A 17,456-nucleotide genomic window follows, 5' to 3' on the forward strand; every position below is an offset into this window, starting at 1 on the left:
TTAATCATCCATAAGAGAGCGACATCACACCGCAGAATTACAGTAATTGCGTACATAAATTCAGCGGAAAATGACATAAAAAAGGAGGGTATTGTCGGACAAATGAAAGGGGGTTAAGCAGAATTATCCATAAGGTCAGCTAAGAAATCCTTGTCAGCCGAACGCCATAGCGTCCGGCGAGGAAATTACCAGGCGTAGTAGATGTGATCGGCGTGATCGCGAACAGGTGCCTCGTCACCCAGCAGGCGGGCAGAAAGCGTCAGTGCAAAATCGAAAGCATGTCCAAGCCCTTTGCCGCTGATTAGGTTTTTATCCTCAACAACCGGTGCATCAACATATTCACCGTCTTTTACCTTTTCCCATAAGTCGCCAGAACAGACGTAACGACGTCCCTTCAGCAGGCCGTTCCCGCCCAGAACGCGCGCCGCCGCGGAACAGATTGGGCAAATCAGTTTGCCACTCTCATCATGTGCTGTAATAAAGCGCACTACGTCGCGGCTAGCCGCCAGATTCATGCTCCCCTGTGGCCCGCCCGGTAAGACCACGGCGTCATAAAGCGTATTGATACGCTCTGTTAACGTGCTGTCTGCCACCATGGGGATATTGTGGTAACTCACCACCGCACGGGACTCCGCACAGGCCAGTGTTTCCACCTCAATCTCCAGACGACGCAGGATATCAATTGTGATGATTGCTTCCGCTTCTTCAAACCCAGGAGCCAGTAGCACAGCAACTTTAGCCATTTTCAACCTCAGTGATAAAAGTTATAAAACACTGTTTCATTTTCTCATTATGCGCAGAAACATACCTGCACGGAGATCACATAACGCGCTTATCATGCTAATTTGATCTGACTCATTTTTTCTATTACATCATATATTCGGAGTTATTAATCCGCATTCGCCTTTTCCTTATCGCCACTACATCATTAATTATTTAAAAAATGTCTCTTGCTCAATAACCAAAAGTAATCCCATAAAAATCATAAGATTATATATTTTTAATTTATGCATGCTGATTCGAAAATTTGGACTATATTAAAATTTGTAATCTATGGTAAACACAGCGACGTTAAGAGTTTTCTTAGACCAGAGACAAGGGTATGCTTATTTATATCGAACACAGGAAGTGAATATTCGGTCACTTTTATTCAGCGCAGAAATGACATTTCTGCCCGTCAATCGCATGAGCCTGCCGGGTCAGGTTAAGCAGCGGACATCGTGTCCCTCAGTCAATAAGGATATTTGTATGGCTACCCAAACGATGATTCAAAAACTCAATGCCCAGATGAACCTGGAGTTCTATGCATCAAATCTGCACCTGCATTTGAGCAAATGGTGTTCTGAGAACAGTCTCAACGGTACGGCCACCTTCTTTCGTACGCAGGCACAAAGCAACGTCACGCATATGATGCGCGTGTTTAATTTTATGAAAACTGCCGGGGCGAACCCAATCGTCAAAGCACTAGATACGATCGATGACAGCTACTCTTCTCTCGAAGAGCTGGTTCAGAAAACGCTTGAAGAGTATGAGCAACGTTGCACCACGCTCAGCAATCTGGCCGAAGAAGCGAAAGCACAGCAGGACAGCACGACCCTGAATTTCTTACGCGATATGGATAAAGAGCAACAGCAGGATGGCATGCTGCTCAAAACGCTCGCCGATGAAATTCGCAATGCCAGACGCAACGGCTTATGTCTGGAACAAACCGATCGCCATCTGCTCGATCTGGTGACGGTGCAACATCACTAAACATTTCCCCCTGCTCCCGATCGGGGGCAGGTTCTTCTTCCCACAACGCCCTGCTTTTGCTGAAATTTAACAAATCTGATCTTGCTCCCAATGAATAACCACACATCGTGTAATGATTTGTTTAATAACAATCATTGACGAGAGAGCATCATGATCACCATTGAGTTTATTGTCATTATCCTCTGCCTGCTGGTAGGCACCCGATTCGGCGGTATGGGGCTTGGGCTGATAAGCGGTATTGGCCTGTTTATTCTGAGTTTTGTCTTTGGCCTGCAGCCCGGTAAACCGCCGGTTGATGTCATGCTCACGATCCTCGCCGTTATTGGCTGTGCGGCAACATTGCAGACAGCGGGTGGCCTGAATGTGATGATGCAGTTCGCTGAGCGCCTGCTGCGTAAACACCCGCAGCACATTACCCTGCTTGCGCCTTTCACCACCTGGATGCTGACTTTCCTGTGCGGGACCGGGCATGTGGTCTACACCATGTTCCCTATTATTGCCGATATCGCATTGAAAAAAGGGATTCGTCCGGAGCGCCCGATGGCCGTGGCGTCGGTGGCCTCGCAGATGGCGATCACCGCCTCCCCGGTTTCCGTTGCCGTGGTTTCGCTGGTGTCGATACTGGGTGCGCAGCATGGGATCGGTCACGCGTGGGGGATACTCGAAATCCTCGCGGTGTCCGTTCCCGCCTCGCTGTGTGGCGTCGCCATTGCCGCGATGTGGAGCCTGCGTCGTGGCAAAGATCTGGCCGATGACCAGGAGTTCCAGGAAAAGCTAAAAGATCCGAAACAGCGGGAGTTCATTTATGGCAGTACGGAAACGTTGATGAACCAGCGGTTCCCGAAACAGGCGTACTGGTCCACATGGATTTTCTTCGCCGGGATCGCCGTTGTTGTTTTGCTGGGTGCATTGCCGGAGCTGCGTCCTGCCTTTGAGGTCAAAGGTAAAATGACCGCGCTGTCGATGAACCTTGTCATCCAGATGATGATGCTTATTGCCGGTGCTGTAATGCTCGTGGCCTGTAAGGTCAACGCCTCTGCCATCTCGAACGGTGCGGTATTTAAAGCGGGTATGGTCGCTATCTTCTCAGTATTCGGCGTGGCATGGATGAGTGATACCTTCTTTCAGGCACATCTTGATGAGCTAAAAATGGCGCTGGAAGGCGTAGTGAAAAGCCATCCGTGGACGTATGCCATTGTGCTGTTCCTGGTTTCCAAGCTGGTGAACAGCCAGGCAGCGGCGCTAACCGCTGTTGCGCCCATGGGGTTAATGCTAGGTATTGACCCGAAAATGCTCATCGCCTTCTTCCCGGCGTCGTATGGCTATTTTGTTCTGCCCACCTATCCGAGCGATCTGGCGTGTATCGGGTTTGATCGCTCTGGCACCACCCGTATCGGCAAATACATCATCAACCACAGCTTTATTCTGCCGGGGCTGATTGGCGTAAGCTCGGCGTGTGTCGTGAGTTATCTGCTGGTCCAGACCTTCTTCTGATCCTTTCTCCGGGCGACAACCTGTGTCGCCCTTCGACGTTTGAGCAGAAATCTGTTTCTAATTTCAAAACATCGGTTTATTTTAGTGAGACTCACCCTGCGGCGTGAATCTCAGCTCAATCAGCGCGATAGCTTTCTGAATCGCACGGAGCGTGACCGGATCGGCCGCAGCAGGATGGCTGGTGAAATCGATGTTTTTCAGTTGGGTGGACATCTTCTCGCGCACTTCGACTGGCGCGATAACGTCCAGTACATCAAGGATCTGTTTGATAACCAACTGGCATGCGACGACGTCAGACACCAGTTCCTGATCGGCGCTCAGGTTTTGTGACATGGGCTTTCTCCTTATTCAAAGGCCGCCATAGTAGCAAAACGCACGCCCTTTCATCTCTCTCTCGTCGTCTGCAGGCATAAAAAAACCTGCCGAAGCAGGTTTTTTTATCAGAACATCGCACCCGGTGGGACGTCTTTAAAGGTGTTGCAGTAGTTAGCCCACATGCTTTTCAGGATTTTGCGCAGTTTCATTATGATGCTCCGGTAATTTGTTATGCAGGTGTTATTGTCTATGCGCTTATAATATGACCGCCATCACAAAAATCAATACTTTTGTGACTAAAATCACAGTCATAAAACCCACTGCGCGGCTGAGATGTTAATAAAAATGACGATAAATCCGTTAGTTACGATCGTATAAATTCCAGTAAATTTTTATAAAATTTTTTGATATGGCAGGAAAAATGAGCGAGAACATAACTGACAAAGAGCGTCGTGGCTTATCGCCTGCGGCGCTGTTGGTTGCCGGTGCTTTCTTTATGGAGTTTCTTGACGGGACGGTGATTGCCACCGCCCTGCCCGACATGGCGAAGAGTTTCGGCGTGCAGGCGGTGGATCTGAATATCGGGATCAGCGCCTATCTCATTACGCTTGCCGTGCTCATCCCCGCCAGCGGCTGGATTGCCGACCGCTTCGGCGCGCGCAAAGTATTTGCCTTTGCACTGGCGATCTTCACGCTGGCCTCTGTTTTTTGCGGGCTGTCGAACACGGTCGATCAGTTTGTCGCCATGCGTGTCCTGCAGGGGATGGGCGGCGCGCTGATGGTGCCCGTCGGTCGTCTGGCCGTCCTGCGCACGACACCAAAACACCAGCTGATTACAGCCATCGCCACACTGACCTGGCCCGCGCTGGTTGCTCCAATTATTGGCCCACCGCTGGGCGGGTTTATTACCAGCTACGCCGACTGGCGCTGGATATTCTTTATTAATGTTCCGCTGGGGATTGTGGCCATTATTCTGGCGCTGCGTATTATTCCCGACCTGCATGAAGATGCTCGTCGCCCCTTCGACCTCACGGGCTTTGTTGCAACAACGATTGCGATGGTCAGCCTGGTCTATGCGATGGAAACCCTGGGCGGGCAGCATGTAAAGGAAGGGATAACGCTTGCACTGATGGTTGTGGGTCTACTTTCGCTGGTGTTTGCTCTGCGCCATTTCAGGCGCACGAAATGGCCGATGATTCGGCTTGATGCACTGCAGGTTCCCACGTTCCGCGTGACAATGTACGGAGGTTCGCTGTTCCGCGCGTCAATCAGCGCCGTTCCCTTCCTGCTACCGTTGATGTTTCAGGTTGGCTTTGGGATGGATGCCTTTCACTCTGGCCTGCTGGTTCTTGCCGTGTTCGTCGGGAATCTCACTATTAAACCCGCCACCACGCCCTTAATCCGTGGATTAGGCTTTAAGCGCTTGCTGCTGATCAACGGCGCATTAAACGTGCTGGCGCTGCTGGCCTGCGCATTTCTTACCGCCGACACGCCCGTCTGGCTGATTATGCTGATCCTTTACCTCGGCGGGGTATTTCGTTCGATTCAGTTTACGGCAGTAAGCACGCTCGCCTTTGCCGATGTGCCCTCAGCCCAGATGAGTTACGCCAATACGCTGTTTTCCACCGCCACGCAGCTTGCCGTGGGGCTGGGCATCACGCTGGGCGCAATTGGTATTCGCATTGGTGAAAAAATCAGTGAGGCGTTTGGGCTTGAAGCCATACCCGGCATTAGCTTCCGGCTGGCGTTTGTCGCCATCGCGCTCATTTGCCTGGTGGGGATGTTTGACACGCTACGCCTGACTAAAGATGCGGGCAGCGCCGTATCGACGAAGAGGTGATGTTATAAGCCGGGCAACACGGCCCGGCAATGACACAGTTAGCCCACAATCCCGCGAACGAAGGCTTCGATCTCTTTGTCCTGGCAGTTTTCAAAGAAGCACTGCTGGAAGCGCTGGCCGGAAACGGCAGTCTTCACCAGTTCAGGATCGATCGCACGCAGAGTATCGAGATAGTTCTCTTTTACTACGGCGGCTTTCACCTGGTTCAGTATCCCGGCGTTACGCACCTGTGGCTCTTTACGCTCTGGCGGATAACCTTCGCCATTACGGCCAGTGAAGGCTTTTTCAAAGATAAAGCGCACGTTCAGCTCCGCACCCCAGCCAAAGCCTTTCGCAAACGGCAGGGAGAGCGCGTTACCGTTGTTGATCTGCGCGAACAGGAAGGCATCAGCAGGATCGATGCAGTAGCCACAAATCACGCCCGGATGAATATTCAGAGACATCAGCGCACCCTGACCCGTACCGCAGCCGGTGACAACAAAATCAACGGCTTTTGAATTGAGCAGAATACTCGCCATGATTCCAAGGTGAATATAGGTAAGGTGATGATCGTTCTCATCACTCATGCCTACGTTATACACCGGGAAGCCCTTCTCATCGGCGACGGCTTTTAACTCATTAAGGATGATGGGATTTTTAGCTGCCTGGCTGTTTTCCATCATCAGTGCAATTTTCATCTTTTCTCTCCTGAATGCATGGCGGGAAGTCCCGCTGTGGATACCTTTTCATCAGTAACCTTACTATCAAACAAACATGCTTTCAAATTAAGTGAAAACTTGTTTTAAAAAACACAGATGCGCTCACAATTTCTCGACCTGATGCTGTTCGTTGCGAAGAGAAAGGGTTGATCCTCCGGCTATTCCAGCCATTGACCTGAACGGTGGACGTTAAAATAACGTATTTCCCCTTCACGCAGAGTGAACCATGAAAAGAGTAATCATAGCTGGCACGATCCTGCTTCTCGCTGGGTGTAACATTAACCGCCAGGCTGAGGTCAGTCATCTTGACGCACCCAACGGGATTGTCCGCCTTGACTTCGGCCAGGCCATACTGCAAAACGCCCACTCCGATGAGTATGTGAATAACGGTACAGCCGTTAAAGCCTGTCAGAGCATGGGATATGCCACCGCCTCCGCCTATGGTCAACCCGTCAAAACATGTACCCTCATTAGTGGCTCTCTGTGTCTTAATGAGAGCGTGACGATCCAGTATAAATGCATGGGCTACGCCGTTAACCCTAATGCAACCAATCCGTGGTAATAATCTCTGCTGCCAGCACCGCTGGCAGTCTGTTTAATTAAGAACAAAAATAATTCTCATTAATATAAATACAAAGCGTCAATGCGTTTTATTCCCATTCGTATTTTTAATAAAGAAATATTTATTTTACTTTTTGCAAATAATTAAATAACAAATTATAGTGTCGCTCATCGTGAACCAGAAATAATAAACCGGAGCTGCACCATGCTGAAAACTGAAATGATCGACAAGCTCAATGCACAAATGAACCTTGAGCTTTATTCCTCTCTCCTTTACCAGCAAATGAGCGCCTGGTGCAGCTACCACAGCTTTGAAGGTGCTGCGGCATTTCTGCGTCGCCATGCGCAGGAAGAGATGACTCACATGCAGCGCCTGTTTGACTACATGACCGATACCGGCAGCCTGCCGCGTATTGAACCGGTGGCTTCCCCGGTTGCGGAATACGGTTCTCTTGATGAGCTGTTCCGAGCCACCTACGAGCATGAGCAGCTGATCACCCAGAAAATTAACGAACTGGTTCATGCCGCTATGATCGGCCAGGACTATCCAACCTTTAATTTCCTGCAGTGGTATGTTGCAGAGCAACATGAAGAAGAGAAACTGTTTAAATCCGTGCTGGATAAATTATCTCTGGCAGGTAAATCCGGTGAAGGTCTTTACTTTATTGATAAAGAACTTTCCACGCTCGATACGCAGAATTAATTCTCTGACGGTGCTGATCTTTCAGCACCGTTTTCATGACACCCACGCCACGTATTACCTTTTCTTTCCCTCGCACACAATTAAACACATCACTTTCTCATCGCCAGATATCGCTTAGCGCCAGCCCCGATTTGTGCCCCTCTGTCGAACCGTAAACATTTAATTACATGGGTTGTAACGGTGATTTGACGAGTTACGGCTTTTCCCTTACTCTGCGCCGCAGATTTTGTCGCGATATGGAACGGTTGTAGAGGAAAGCGTGAAAAACAGAACTCTGGGAAGTATTTTTATCGTCGCCGGTACGACGATTGGCGCAGGAATGCTGGCAATGCCACTGGCAGCCGCAGGCGTTGGATTTAGCGTCACGCTGCTGTTACTGGCCGGGCTTTGGGCACTGATGTGTTACACCGCCCTGCTACTGCTGGAGGTTTATCAGCATGTTCCTGCTGATACAGGGTTGGGCTCGCTTGCGGCACGCTATCTCGGGCGCTACGGGAAGTGGCTCACCGGCTTTAGCATGATGTTTTTGATGTACGCCCTCACCGCCGCTTACATTAGCGGTGCCGGGGAGCTGATCGCCTCCAGCGTTAATGACGGGTTCGGCTTTGACATTTCACCGGCGACCGGTGCCATGTTCTTCGCGCTGACTGGCGGCGGTGTCGTCTGTGCAGGGACTACACTGGTCGATCTGTTTAACCGTTTTTTGTTCAGTGCCAAAATTCTCTTCCTGATTGTGATGCTAGTTCTGCTGGCACCGCATGTTCACAAGGTTAACCTGCTGACGCTGCCGCTGGAGAAGGGGCTGGCGCTTTCCGCCATCCCGGTGATTTTCACCTCATTCGGTTTCCACGGCAGCGTACCGAGCATTGTTAGCTATATGAAGGGGGACATACGCAAGCTGCGTCGCGTCTTTGTTATCGGCAGCGCCATTCCGCTGATCGCCTATATCTTCTGGCAACTGGTGACGCTCGGCAGCATTGATTCCCCGACCTTTATCGGTTTAATGGCGGCGCATTCGGGCCTGAATGGTTTCCTGCTGGCGCTGCGTGAGGTCGTCACTTCCCCACACGTCGAGCTGGCGGTACATCTGTTCGCAGACCTGGCGCTGGCCACCTCATTCCTGGGTGTGGCGCTCGGTCTGTTTGATTACCTGGCGGATCTGTTCCAGCGTCGCAACACCGTTGCCGGACGTTTACAGACAGGGGCGATCACCTTCCTGCCCCCGCTGGCCTTCGCGCTGTTTTATCCGCGAGGATTTGTGATGGCGCTGGGCTATGCGGGTGTGGCGTTATCGGTACTGGCGCTGCTGCTGCCTTCCCTGCTGGCGTGGAAAAGCCGTCAGCAGCATCCTCAGCAAGGGTATCGCGTAGCGGGCGGTAAGCCGCTGCTGTGTATTGTGTTTACCTGTGGCGTGGTCATTATTCTGGTGCAGTTTTTGATCGCAGCGGGGATGCTGCCGGAAGTGGGATAACGCAAGGGGCTCTGAATGAGCCCCTCTTTTTATCAGTGCAAACAGCAACTCTTAAACTTCTTTCCGCTGCCGCACGGACACGGATCGTTACGGCCAACCTTCGTCCCGTTCACCGTTGGCTTTTTCGCTTCCGGCTGCTGCGGGTTTTCCACCCAGTAGTTGTACAAACGCAACGCCGCTGGCTGGATACGCTCAATGCTGGCAGTGTATTCCGCTTCGGTCAGGTCATCCAGCGTCTCGCTGTTTTCTTCTGAACCGTGCAGCGCAATAACATCCAGATCCGCTTTTAACGCGTCAGGCAATGCGGACCAGTCTGTCAGCGCCACGCCGCGCATATAGCCGTAGCACCACTCTTCCACCACGGTGTAGCTCTGGCCGTCAACGTCGTTATAGCCAAACATCGGTTCAAACTGATCCGGGTATTCGCTCAGGCGCTCAGCAATGTCGTTCATATGCTTAAAGCAGAGATCGATAAAACGGTTCATTTCACGATCGTTTTTCCAGCGCGGAATATATTTCTCGCCGCCCCATACCGCCACCAGCCAGGTATCGGGTTCAACCACAACGGGGCCGGAAAGCACTGCGGTAAGCATGCCGTCCAGTTCGGACACGTCAATCACGGACGCATCGTCATGACCGTAAGACATTAACGTCTCTTCCAGCCACTCCATTTCACTTTCATTTAATGGGCCTTCAGTCATTACTGACACTCCTGATAAAAAGGAAACGATCCTGACATATATTGCAGTCGATGCCTATCTGAAGTTTAGGCCGGGGCTGCCGTAAAAACGTGCAAATCGTGACCGTTGCACAACTTATGGGCATTGTTGTTAACGGGATGTGATCTTCGCTGTAATTTCGCGCCATCCCCGAAGGCTGCGTAAAACGGCGCTCTATACTCAAACATGTCGCAACCCACTCAACGGGTTAACCATTCTGGCAACATTCTTGCTTAGTCTTTTTCGCGCGTAACCACGCCGGAAAAACTCGCCGTACTGAGCTGAATAATGTCTGGATCTCGTTCGTTTCGTGCATTTTGTTCTCGCTTTTGTTTTTGGATTGACAACGCCAGCAGGCGTTCAGGTTTATACCGTGGTGCAAAAACCTCTTTGCTAAGGAACATAATAATGTCGCTGAAATTTATCAGAAGTCCCCTTTCTCTTGTGCTGGCTGGTTGTCTGGTGACGGCATTTTCCGCCCAGGCCGATATAGTCATTGGCGTGGCCGGGCCGTTCACGGGGCCGAATGCAACCTATGGCGATCAGTACTGGCATGGTGCAACACAGGCCGCAGAAGACATTAACGCCGCGGGCGGGATCAACGGCGAGAAAATCAAACTGGTTCAGGGCGATGACGCATGCGAGCCAAAGCAGGCGGTCGCCGTCGCCAACCGCTTAGTTGACCAGGACAAAGTCAACGCCGTGGTCGGCCATTTCTGCTCCTCTTCCACCATGCCCGCCTCTGAGGTGTACAGCGACGCAGGAATAATCTCCATCACCCCCGGTTCGACAAACCCGCTGATTACCGAACGCGGCATGAGTGATATGTTCCGCATGTGTGGTCGCGATGACCAGCAGGGCCAGGTCGCCAGCGATTTCATTATCGATAAGCTGAAAGCCAAACGTGTGGTGATCATCCACGATAAAGACACCTATGGGCAGGGGCTGGCAGACGCCACTAAGGCCGCGCTGGCAAAACGCGGTGTTCAGGATGTGATGTACGAGGGCTTATCGCGCGGGGAAAAGGACTTTAACGCACTGGTAACCAAAATTGGCGCACAAAAACCGGACGTGGTCTTCTTCGGTGGCTGCCACCCGGAAGCGGGCCCGCTGGTTCGTCAGATGCGTGAACAGGGCGTGCAGGCCAAGTTCTTCTCCGGTGACTGCATCGTCAATGAAGAGATGGTCACGGCGGCAGGTGGCCCGCAATACACTAATGGTATTTACATGACCTTCGGGAAAGATCCACGCCTGATCCCGGATGGCAAAGCCGTTATCGATAAATTCCGCGCCGGTAAGTTCGAACCTGAAGGCTACACTCTCTACGCCTATGCCTCAATCCAGGCCATCGCGGCAGCATTTAACGCCACAAAAGGAACCGATTCCGCCAAAGCCAGCGAATGGCTGAAAGCCAATTCCGTCGACACGGTGATGGGTAAAAAAGCCTGGGACAGCAAAGGCGACCTGAAAGTTTCTGACTATGTGGTGTATCAGTGGGATGACAAAGGAAAATATAAGGAAGTGCAGTAACGGGACGGAGTCACGCTCAACGTCGGCAGGTTCGCCTGTCGACGCGTAATAAACATCAGGCTGCGCGCAATGCGCGGCCCAGAACACGAGCGCGCGATGATGAGTACATTCTTTTTGCAACAACTGATCAATGGATTAACGCTGGGTTCCGTATACGGGTTAATCGCCATCGGTTATACGATGGTGTATGGCATCATTGGCATGATCAATTTCGCCCACGGCGAAGTGTATATGATTTCCGCTTATCTCTGTGCCATCGGACTGGCACTGCTCTCCTTCTTTGGTCTGGAATCCTTTCCCCTGCTGATTCTGGGTACGCTGGTATTTACCGTTGTGGTGACGGGCGTCTATGGCTGGACTATCGAGCGCATCGCCTATAAACCGCTACGCAACTCGACCCGTCTGGCACCGCTGATCTCCGCCATCGGGATGTCGCTCATCCTGCAAAACTACGCCCAGCTCAGCCAAGGCCCGCGTCAGCAGGGCGTTCCAACCATGCTGGACGGCGTATTCCGCCTCCATCTTGGGGAAGGTTTTGTCCAGATAACCTACACCAAAGTGTTTATTCTTCTCGCCTCGTTCGCAGGGATGCTGCTGTTGACCTGGATAATCAGCCATACCCGGCTGGGACGTATGTGCCGCGCGGTGCAGCAGGATCGCAAAATGGCATCCATTCTGGGAATTAATACTGACAGAATCATTTCGCTGGTGTTTGTTATCGGCGCAGCGATGGCTGGTCTGGCAGGCGTATTGATCACCATGAATTACGGCACCTTCGATTTCTACGTCGGGTTTGTCATCGGTATTAAGGCGTTTACGGCGGCGGTGCTGGGGGGCATTGGCTCTCTGCCGGGTGCCATGCTCGGCGGGTTGATACTCGGCGTGGCCGAAGCGCAATTCTCCGGGATGGTGAACTCAGATTATAAAGACGTGTTCTCGTTTGGCTTACTGGTCATGATCCTGATTTTCCGTCCTCAGGGGCTGCTTGGCCGCCCTGTCGTGGCCAAAGTGTAAAGGTGAAAACAATGATATCTGCCGGGTTTTCCCTTAAGCGCTGCATTCTGGATGCCGTTTTTTCCGGACTGGTGGCTCTGATTATTTTTGGCCCCATCGCGGGCGTAGTGCTGGACGGGTACAGCTTTAACTTCGAAGGTCGGCGGCTGGCATGGATCATCGCCATCGTTATGCTGGGGCGTTTTCTGCTGAGTGCGTTTTTAGGGACGGCTTACGGACGGCGTTTTCAGGCGCGTTTTGAGGCGGACAGCGCTGGCGTTTATGTCCGCCCTCCTGAATATAAGAGCCGTATGCGCTGGATTATTCCCCTGATTATTGCTCTTGCGATCTGCTTCCCGTTTGTTGCCACCAAATACGTGCTGACCGTTGCCATTCTTGGGCTGATCTACGTGTTGCTCGGGCTCGGGCTGAACATCGTGGTCGGTCTTGCCGGGCTGCTGGATCTGGGCTATGTCGCTTTTTACGCCATCGGTGCGTATGGCCTGGCGCTCGGATACCAGTATCTGGGGCTCGGATTCTGGAGCATGTTGCCGCTGGCGGCAATCATGGCCGCTGCCGCCGGTGCCCTGCTCGGCTTCCCGGTGCTTCGTATGCACGGGGATTATCTGGCTATTGTGACGCTCGGGTTCGGGGAGATCATCCGCCTGGTCCTGAACAACTGGCTCTCTTTCACCGGCGGGCCGAACGGCGTTTCTGCCCCGCCTCCTACCTTTTTCGGCCTTGAATTTGGCCGACGGGCAAAAGAAGGCGGCGTACCGTTCCACGAGTTTTTCGGCCTGACCTATAACCCGAACATGAAGTTTATCTTTATCTACGCAGTGCTGTTTCTGGTGGTGTTGCTGGTGCTTTACATCAAACACCGCCTGACGCGAATGCCGATTGGCCGGGCGTGGGAAGCGCTGCGCGAAGACGAAATCGCCTGCCGCTCGATGGGGCTGAACCATGTGCTGGTCAAGCTCTCGGCCTTTACGCTGGGTGCTTCGACGGCAGGCATTGCCGGAGTGTTCTTTGCTACGTATCAGGGATTTGTGAACCCGACGTCATTCACTTTTTTTGAATCGGCACTCATTCTCGCGATTGTGGTGTTGGGAGGTATGGGCTCCACTGTGGGCGTGGTTCTGGCCGCCTTCGTGCTCACCGTCACCCCGGAGCTGTTACGCAGCTTTGCGGAGTACCGGGTATTGCTGTTTGGCATGCTGATGGTGGTGATGATGATCTGGCGGCCTCGCGGCCTGATCCGCATTAACCGCAGCGGTTTCGCCGTGCGTAAGGGAGTCGCGCCATGAACGGGACGATATTACGCGTCGAACATCTGATGATGCACTTTGGCGGGATTAAGGCGTTAAACGACGTCAACCTTGACGTGCAACGCGGATCGATTACCGCCCTGATCGGGCCGAACGGCGCGGGGAAAACAACGGTATTTAACTGCCTGACCGGATTTTACAGGGCATCCGGCGGCAGCATTCTGTTCAATACGCGCCACAAAACCACCAACGTCATTCAGGTGCTCGGGCAGAAGTTCCAGCCAGGTGACTGGGTCAACCCGGCACAGCTGGGGCAACGTCTTTTCTATAAAATGTTTGGCGGGACTCACCTGGTTAACCGCGCCGGTCTTGCGCGCACTTTCCAGAACATCCGTCTGTTTCGCGAAATGTCGGTCATTGAAAACCTGCTGGTTGCACAGCATATGCGCGTCAACCGCAATCTGCTCGCGGGCGTGCTGAACACACCCGCTTACCGTCGCGCAGAAAGTGACGCACTGGACAGGGCCTTTTACTGGCTGGAAGTGGTTGACCTGGTGGATTGCGCGAATCGTCTGGCAGGCGAGATGTCCTACGGGCAACAGCGACGGCTCGAAATTGCGCGCGCAATGTGCACCGGCCCGGAGATGATCTGCCTGGATGAACCCGCCGCAGGCCTGAACCCGGTGGAAACGCACAAGCTGAGTAACATTATTCGTTTTCTGCGCGATCACCATGACATGACGGTCTTACTGATTGAGCATGATATGGGAATGGTAATGGGGATTTCAGACGACATTATTGTGCTCGACCATGGCGACGTGATTGCTCAGGGAAAACCAGAGCAGATCCAGCATGATGAAAAAGTGATTGCCGCCTATCTGGGTACAGAAGAAAGCGAGGTCAACCTGTGAGCGAACCGATGCTGGCGTTTCGTGACGTCGACGTTTTTTATGGCGTGATCCAGGCGCTAAAACAGGTTTCCCTTGAGGTCAATAAAGGCGAAACCGTGGCGCTGATTGGTGCCAACGGCGCGGGTAAATCGACGCTGCTGATGTCAATCTTCGGGCAGCCGCGTATTCGCAACGGTCAGATTTTCTTCTGTGGGGAGGATATTAGCCATCAATCCACCCACTATGTCGCCTCCGGCGGTATCGCCCAGGCACCTGAAGGACGGCGTATCTTTCCGGATATGACGGTTGAAGAGAACCTGCTGATGGGGACAATCCCCATCGGCAGTCAGTATGCGGCGGAAGATATGCAAAGCATGTTCGATCTGTTTCCACGCCTGAAAGAACGGCGTAAACAGCGCGCCATGACCATGTCTGGCGGAGAGCAGCAGATGCTGGCTATCGCCCGCGCATTAATGAGCCGACCAAAGCTCCTGTTGCTGGATGAGCCTAGCCTGGGGCTGGCACCGATTGTGGTGAAACAGATCTTCCAGACACTGCGCGAGCTGGCCCGGAATGGCATGACGATATTTCTGGTAGAGCAGAATGCACACCATGCGCTGAAGCTCTCTGACCGAGGGTATGTGATGGTCAACGGGCAAATACGGCTGAGCGGCAGCGGTGAAGAACTGCTAGGAAATCAGGAAGTGAGGAAGGCGTATCTGGGTGGTGTGTGAAGAATCCGTGCAATGACGCCTGGATTGAGCGCGACAAAACCCGCCTGAGCGGGTTGTTTGATCCCGTATTACTTTGGTTTCTGCGGCAGATTAGGACATTCTTTTGACCATTTTACAAATTTAGCGTTGTAAACGGCGTCATCGTCACTGACGAAAGAGACATGACCAACTTTTGCCGCGCCATCTTTTAACGTCCCTAACAGATCTAACTGCACCGTGCGTTCATCGAACTCTTTACCTTTCTCATCGAACGCCCTGTAACACCCAACAAAACCTGTAAGCTCAATTGGCGCATCAACCTTACTCGAAACGACAAGGTTGAAGGTTTTCTCGTATTTAGGTTGCCCCTCAATAACCACCGTCCCTTCGGATTCAGGGATTGCCTGGATAACAAGTTTGTTGTGCAGATCCTCTGCGGCCCATGTAGAAAATGAGACAAGAACGAATGAAGAAAGAACGAGAGCGTTAACTCTTTTCATAACAACCTCCTTTATAAACCTCTGAAGGTTATATCTCATAAAGATGACTCCACCAAATTTAAACATAAACCTGGAGTAAACGAACGTAAAACAATCATTCGGCATCATCCCGTAACGGGACAGGCCACGCACATGAAATAATTCCTGACCATTCCGCCACCGAACTGACGTGTTTTGCCCAAAAAAAAGACCTGCGCAGGCAGGTCAAAATATGAAGTGCATAACTGTTTGTTATTCTGAAATAAAGTGTGTGACGTGCGCTGAGCACTCACCCGATTATGATTTATGTTCTATCACTTTCTGGTTATTCTCTATCGCTATTTTTTTAGGTTTTTCACTTTCCGGGATCTCCTGGTAAATATCGACCTGCAGCAGGCCATTCTCCAGCCTTGCACCATTCACTTTGGTGTGCTCAGGTAATGAAAAGCTCAACTGGAAATCCGCACGTCGAATACCACGATATATCCAGTTTTCGTTTTCTTCTGTCGATTCTTCGGCCCGCTTACCAGAAACAGTCAAATTTCCCCCCACGGTTTCAATTTCAAGCTCGTTTTCCTTCCAGCCTGGAACGCTTACCGTAAGTTGATAGCGATTCGAATCCTGTTTCCTGAGATCGTATGCAGGCGAAGCAGAGACAGGGGTGTCACCTGTTAGCTGACTAAACAATCTGTCTATTCTGTTGAATCGGTCTGAGAAAATAGAATCAGCAAATACCGGGAGTGCTGACAAGGTTCTGAGTGCCATAATTAACCTCCTGAATTCCTGTTCAAAAGCTCAACATAGAGGCAAGCATTGCTTGTCCGATAAATAAAATAATTCCACTCACACCGTTTTCAAGCCCTGCCAGAAAATTTTTTTTAGCCCGTCAGGGTATGGCGCAGTTGGAGGAGATTCATTTTCGGAGAGGTGAATTTCAGGCAATAAAAAACCACCCGTAGGTGGTTTACACGACACTGCTTATTGCTTTGATTATTCTTTGTTTTCCCATGGTAGCCGGAGTGGGACTTGAACCCACACAGCGCGAACGCCGAGGGATTTTAAATCCCTTGTGTCTACCGATTCCACCATCCGGCCAGGGAAGAAAGTGGAGGCGCGTTCCGGAGTCGAACCGGACTAGACGGATTTGCAATCCGCTACATAACCGCTTTGCTAACGCGCCTTAAATCTGTTGTCTTTCGACTTACACCCGCGATTGCCGATGTATTTAATCTGGAGCGGGAAACGAGACTCGAACTCGCGACCCCGACCTTGGCAAGGTCGTGCTCTACCAACTGAGCTATTCCCGCATGTTATTAAGTTAACATCTAACCACTTGATTTCATTATCGTCCGGCTAACTGTGCCGCCGTTCGATGCGTTGCATTCTACTGATATGACGTTTTGAGTCAACGTTATTTTTTACATCCCTGGATCGTTTGCTGAAAATTACGTCGAAACGATCACTGTTCAAGCAAATCTCCGCGAGCAGCGTTTAAATACTGCAGCATTGACCACAGCGTCAGCACCGCGGCAACCCACAGCAGGCCAATCCCTGCCCATTCAACCCAGGCGTTCGGACGCCACAGCATCCAGACCAGCGCCGCCATTTGCGCAGTGGTTTTCACTTTGCCGATCCACGATACCGCCACGCTGCTGCGTTTACCCAGCTCCGCCATCCACTCACGCAGGGCAGAGATAATGATCTCACGACCAATCATCGTTGCCGCAGGCAGCGTTACCCACCAGGTATGATAGTGCTCAGCAACCAGCACCATCGCGATCGCCACCATCACTTTATCGGCAACCGGATCGAGGAACGCGCCAAAGCGGGTACTTTGATTCCAGCGACGCGCCAGATAGCCGTCAAACCAGTCCGTAACGGCGGCAATCAGGAAAATCAGCGCACAGGCGAAAGGAGCCCAGACAACCGGCAGGTAAAATGCCAGTACAAAGAACGGGATAAGCACGACGCGAAAGAGAGTGAGCAACGTAGGGATATTAAATCGCATAATGACGGTAACTGTCTGTTGT

The 17,456-nt window shown here is 51.8% G+C and carries 19 protein-coding genes and 3 tRNA genes; 11 read left to right on the forward strand and 11 right to left on the reverse strand.

Annotation, left to right across the window (positions count from 1 at the left end; all coding sequences use genetic code 11):
* Positions 1–185 precede the first annotated feature (185 nt).
* Complete coding sequence (locus tag EoCCA6_RS03250; protein WP_152081454.1) at positions 186–743, reverse strand: DJ-1 family glyoxalase III; 558 nt, start codon at positions 741–743, stop codon at positions 186–188.
* A gap of 505 nt (positions 744–1,248) precedes the next feature.
* On the opposite strand from EoCCA6_RS03250, the gene EoCCA6_RS03255 reads away from it, so the two are divergent.
* Both EoCCA6_RS03255 and EoCCA6_RS03260 read left to right on the forward strand, forming a co-directional pair.
* Positions 1,249–1,752 (forward strand): non-heme ferritin-like protein, encoded by a 504-nt coding sequence (locus EoCCA6_RS03255; protein ID WP_152081455.1) that lies wholly within the window; start codon positions 1,249–1,251, stop codon positions 1,750–1,752.
* 150 nt (positions 1,753–1,902) lie between these two features.
* On the forward strand, positions 1,903–3,246 hold the full coding sequence (locus tag EoCCA6_RS03260) for an anaerobic C4-dicarboxylate transporter (protein WP_152081456.1): 1,344 nt from the start codon (positions 1,903–1,905) through the stop codon (positions 3,244–3,246).
* Positions 3,247–3,327: 81 nt separating this feature from the next.
* On the opposite strand, the gene EoCCA6_RS03265 is transcribed toward EoCCA6_RS03260, so the two are convergent.
* Positions 3,328–3,579 (reverse strand): DUF2766 family protein, encoded by a 252-nt coding sequence (locus EoCCA6_RS03265; RefSeq protein ID WP_014832436.1) that lies wholly within the window; start codon positions 3,577–3,579, stop codon positions 3,328–3,330.
* A 107-nt stretch (positions 3,580–3,686) separates the two neighbouring features.
* Complete coding sequence (gene azuC, locus EoCCA6_RS03270; RefSeq protein ID WP_014832437.1) at positions 3,687–3,770, reverse strand: stress response protein AzuC; 84 nt, start codon at positions 3,768–3,770, stop codon at positions 3,687–3,689.
* A gap of 212 nt (positions 3,771–3,982) precedes the next feature.
* On the opposite strand from azuC, the gene EoCCA6_RS03275 reads away from it, so the two are divergent.
* Positions 3,983–5,401 (forward strand): MFS transporter, encoded by a 1,419-nt coding sequence (locus EoCCA6_RS03275; protein ID WP_152081457.1) that lies wholly within the window; start codon positions 3,983–3,985, stop codon positions 5,399–5,401.
* Positions 5,402–5,439: 38 nt separating this feature from the next.
* On the opposite strand, the gene EoCCA6_RS03280 is transcribed toward EoCCA6_RS03275, so the two are convergent.
* Positions 5,440–6,078, reverse strand: coding sequence for an RpiB/LacA/LacB family sugar-phosphate isomerase (locus tag EoCCA6_RS03280; protein ID WP_126545470.1), 639 nt, complete (start codon positions 6,076–6,078; stop codon positions 5,440–5,442).
* Between the two features lie 247 nt (positions 6,079–6,325).
* Between EoCCA6_RS03280 and yecR the strand changes: the two genes are divergently transcribed.
* The 3 genes from yecR to tyrP all read left to right on the forward strand — a co-directional run bounded on the left by yecR (position 6,326) and on the right by tyrP (position 8,834).
* Positions 6,326–6,661 (forward strand): YecR family lipoprotein, encoded by a 336-nt coding sequence (gene yecR / locus EoCCA6_RS03285; protein WP_152081458.1) that lies wholly within the window; start codon positions 6,326–6,328, stop codon positions 6,659–6,661.
* Between the two features lie 204 nt (positions 6,662–6,865).
* Entirely contained in the window at positions 6,866–7,363 is a 498-nt protein-coding gene (ftnA, locus tag EoCCA6_RS03290; RefSeq protein ID WP_152081459.1) for a non-heme ferritin, read from the forward strand.
* Between the two features lie 259 nt (positions 7,364–7,622).
* A complete protein-coding gene (gene tyrP, locus EoCCA6_RS03295) occupies positions 7,623–8,834 on the forward strand; it encodes a tyrosine transporter TyrP (RefSeq protein WP_152081460.1) in 1,212 nt (403 codons plus the stop codon).
* 32 nt (positions 8,835–8,866) lie between these two features.
* Here the strand turns inward: tyrP and EoCCA6_RS03300 are convergent, their stop codons facing one another.
* Complete coding sequence (locus EoCCA6_RS03300; protein WP_152081461.1) at positions 8,867–9,535, reverse strand: YecA/YgfB family protein; 669 nt, start codon at positions 9,533–9,535, stop codon at positions 8,867–8,869.
* Between the two features lie 426 nt (positions 9,536–9,961).
* Here EoCCA6_RS03300 and EoCCA6_RS03305 point away from each other — a divergent pair, with 426 nt between their 5' ends.
* The 5 genes from EoCCA6_RS03305 (at position 9,962) to EoCCA6_RS03325 (ending at position 14,968) form a co-directional block, all read left to right on the forward strand.
* Entirely contained in the window at positions 9,962–11,083 is a 1,122-nt protein-coding gene (locus EoCCA6_RS03305; RefSeq protein WP_152081462.1) for a branched-chain amino acid ABC transporter substrate-binding protein, read from the forward strand.
* A gap of 99 nt (positions 11,084–11,182) precedes the next feature.
* Positions 11,183–12,097 carry an ABC transporter permease subunit gene (locus EoCCA6_RS03310; protein WP_152084390.1) on the forward strand — a complete coding sequence of 305 codons (915 nt, stop codon included), beginning with the start codon at positions 11,183–11,185 and terminating at the stop codon, positions 12,095–12,097.
* Between the two features lie 11 nt (positions 12,098–12,108).
* Positions 12,109–13,383 carry a high-affinity branched-chain amino acid ABC transporter permease LivM gene (gene livM, locus EoCCA6_RS03315; protein WP_152084391.1) on the forward strand — a complete coding sequence of 425 codons (1,275 nt, stop codon included), beginning with the start codon at positions 12,109–12,111 and terminating at the stop codon, positions 13,381–13,383.
* Positions 13,380–14,255, forward strand: a complete 876-nt coding sequence (locus EoCCA6_RS03320) for an ATP-binding cassette domain-containing protein (RefSeq protein ID WP_152081463.1) — start codon at positions 13,380–13,382, stop codon at positions 14,253–14,255. Before livM ends, EoCCA6_RS03320 begins: the two co-directional genes overlap by 4 nt.
* The gene (locus EoCCA6_RS03325) at positions 14,252–14,968 is read left to right on the forward strand and encodes an ABC transporter ATP-binding protein (protein ID WP_152081464.1); all 717 of its coding nucleotides are present in this window, start codon (positions 14,252–14,254) and stop codon (positions 14,966–14,968) included. Before EoCCA6_RS03320 ends, EoCCA6_RS03325 begins: the two co-directional genes overlap by 4 nt.
* A gap of 68 nt (positions 14,969–15,036) precedes the next feature.
* Here the strand turns inward: EoCCA6_RS03325 and EoCCA6_RS03330 are convergent, their stop codons facing one another.
* From EoCCA6_RS03330 to pgsA, 6 genes are all read right to left on the reverse strand, one after another.
* Complete coding sequence (locus tag EoCCA6_RS03330; protein ID WP_167515525.1) at positions 15,037–15,447, reverse strand: DUF4354 family protein; 411 nt, start codon at positions 15,445–15,447, stop codon at positions 15,037–15,039.
* A gap of 276 nt (positions 15,448–15,723) precedes the next feature.
* The gene (locus EoCCA6_RS03335) at positions 15,724–16,191 is read right to left on the reverse strand and encodes an Hsp20 family protein (RefSeq protein ID WP_152081466.1); all 468 of its coding nucleotides are present in this window, start codon (positions 16,189–16,191) and stop codon (positions 15,724–15,726) included.
* Between the two features lie 243 nt (positions 16,192–16,434).
* Positions 16,435–16,521 (reverse strand) — tRNA-Leu (locus EoCCA6_RS03340).
* Positions 16,522–16,532: 11 nt separating this feature from the next.
* Positions 16,533–16,606: transfer RNA gene (locus EoCCA6_RS03345), tRNA-Cys, on the reverse strand.
* A gap of 51 nt (positions 16,607–16,657) precedes the next feature.
* A tRNA-Gly gene (locus EoCCA6_RS03350) sits at positions 16,658–16,733 on the reverse strand.
* 152 nt (positions 16,734–16,885) lie between these two features.
* Positions 16,886–17,434, reverse strand: coding sequence for a CDP-diacylglycerol--glycerol-3-phosphate 3-phosphatidyltransferase (pgsA, locus tag EoCCA6_RS03355; RefSeq protein ID WP_003859652.1), 549 nt, complete (start codon positions 17,432–17,434; stop codon positions 16,886–16,888).
* Between the last annotated feature and the right edge of the window lie 22 nt (positions 17,435–17,456).

Origin of the sequence: Enterobacter oligotrophicus (assembly GCF_009176645.1) — a bacterium.
GTDB classification, from domain to species: domain Bacteria; phylum Pseudomonadota; class Gammaproteobacteria; order Enterobacterales; family Enterobacteriaceae; genus Enterobacter; species Enterobacter oligotrophicus.

Bases quoted from the DNA above. Each gene is read 5' to 3' on its own strand.
- ftnA (WP_152081459.1), top strand. From the start codon at position 6,866: ATGCTGAAAACTGAAATGATCGACAAGCTCAATGCACAAATGAACCTT.
- EoCCA6_RS03265 (WP_014832436.1), bottom strand. From the start codon at position 3,579: ATGTCACAAAACCTGAGCGCCGATCAGGAACTGGTGTCTGACGTCGTC.
- EoCCA6_RS03330 (WP_167515525.1), bottom strand. From the start codon at position 15,447: ATGAAAAGAGTTAACGCTCTCGTTCTTTCTTCATTCGTTCTTGTCTCA.
- EoCCA6_RS03320 (WP_152081463.1), top strand. From the start codon at position 13,380: ATGAACGGGACGATATTACGCGTCGAACATCTGATGATGCACTTTGGC.
- yecR (WP_152081458.1), top strand. From the start codon at position 6,326: ATGAAAAGAGTAATCATAGCTGGCACGATCCTGCTTCTCGCTGGGTGT.
- EoCCA6_RS03335 (WP_152081466.1), bottom strand. From the start codon at position 16,191: ATGGCACTCAGAACCTTGTCAGCACTCCCGGTATTTGCTGATTCTATT.
- livM (WP_152084391.1), top strand. From the start codon at position 12,109: ATGATATCTGCCGGGTTTTCCCTTAAGCGCTGCATTCTGGATGCCGTT.
- EoCCA6_RS03275 (WP_152081457.1), top strand. From the start codon at position 3,983: ATGAGCGAGAACATAACTGACAAAGAGCGTCGTGGCTTATCGCCTGCG.
- EoCCA6_RS03300 (WP_152081461.1), bottom strand. From the start codon at position 9,535: ATGACTGAAGGCCCATTAAATGAAAGTGAAATGGAGTGGCTGGAAGAG.
- EoCCA6_RS03250 (WP_152081454.1), bottom strand. From the start codon at position 743: ATGGCTAAAGTTGCTGTGCTACTGGCTCCTGGGTTTGAAGAAGCGGAA.
- EoCCA6_RS03260 (WP_152081456.1), top strand. From the start codon at position 1,903: ATGATCACCATTGAGTTTATTGTCATTATCCTCTGCCTGCTGGTAGGC.
- pgsA (WP_003859652.1), bottom strand. From the start codon at position 17,434: ATGCGATTTAATATCCCTACGTTGCTCACTCTCTTTCGCGTCGTGCTT.
- EoCCA6_RS03310 (WP_152084390.1), top strand. From the start codon at position 11,183: ATGAGTACATTCTTTTTGCAACAACTGATCAATGGATTAACGCTGGGT.
- EoCCA6_RS03280 (WP_126545470.1), bottom strand. From the start codon at position 6,078: ATGAAAATTGCACTGATGATGGAAAACAGCCAGGCAGCTAAAAATCCC.
- EoCCA6_RS03305 (WP_152081462.1), top strand. From the start codon at position 9,962: ATGTCGCTGAAATTTATCAGAAGTCCCCTTTCTCTTGTGCTGGCTGGT.
- EoCCA6_RS03255 (WP_152081455.1), top strand. From the start codon at position 1,249: ATGGCTACCCAAACGATGATTCAAAAACTCAATGCCCAGATGAACCTG.
- azuC (WP_014832437.1), bottom strand. From the start codon at position 3,770: ATGAAACTGCGCAAAATCCTGAAAAGCATGTGGGCTAACTACTGCAAC.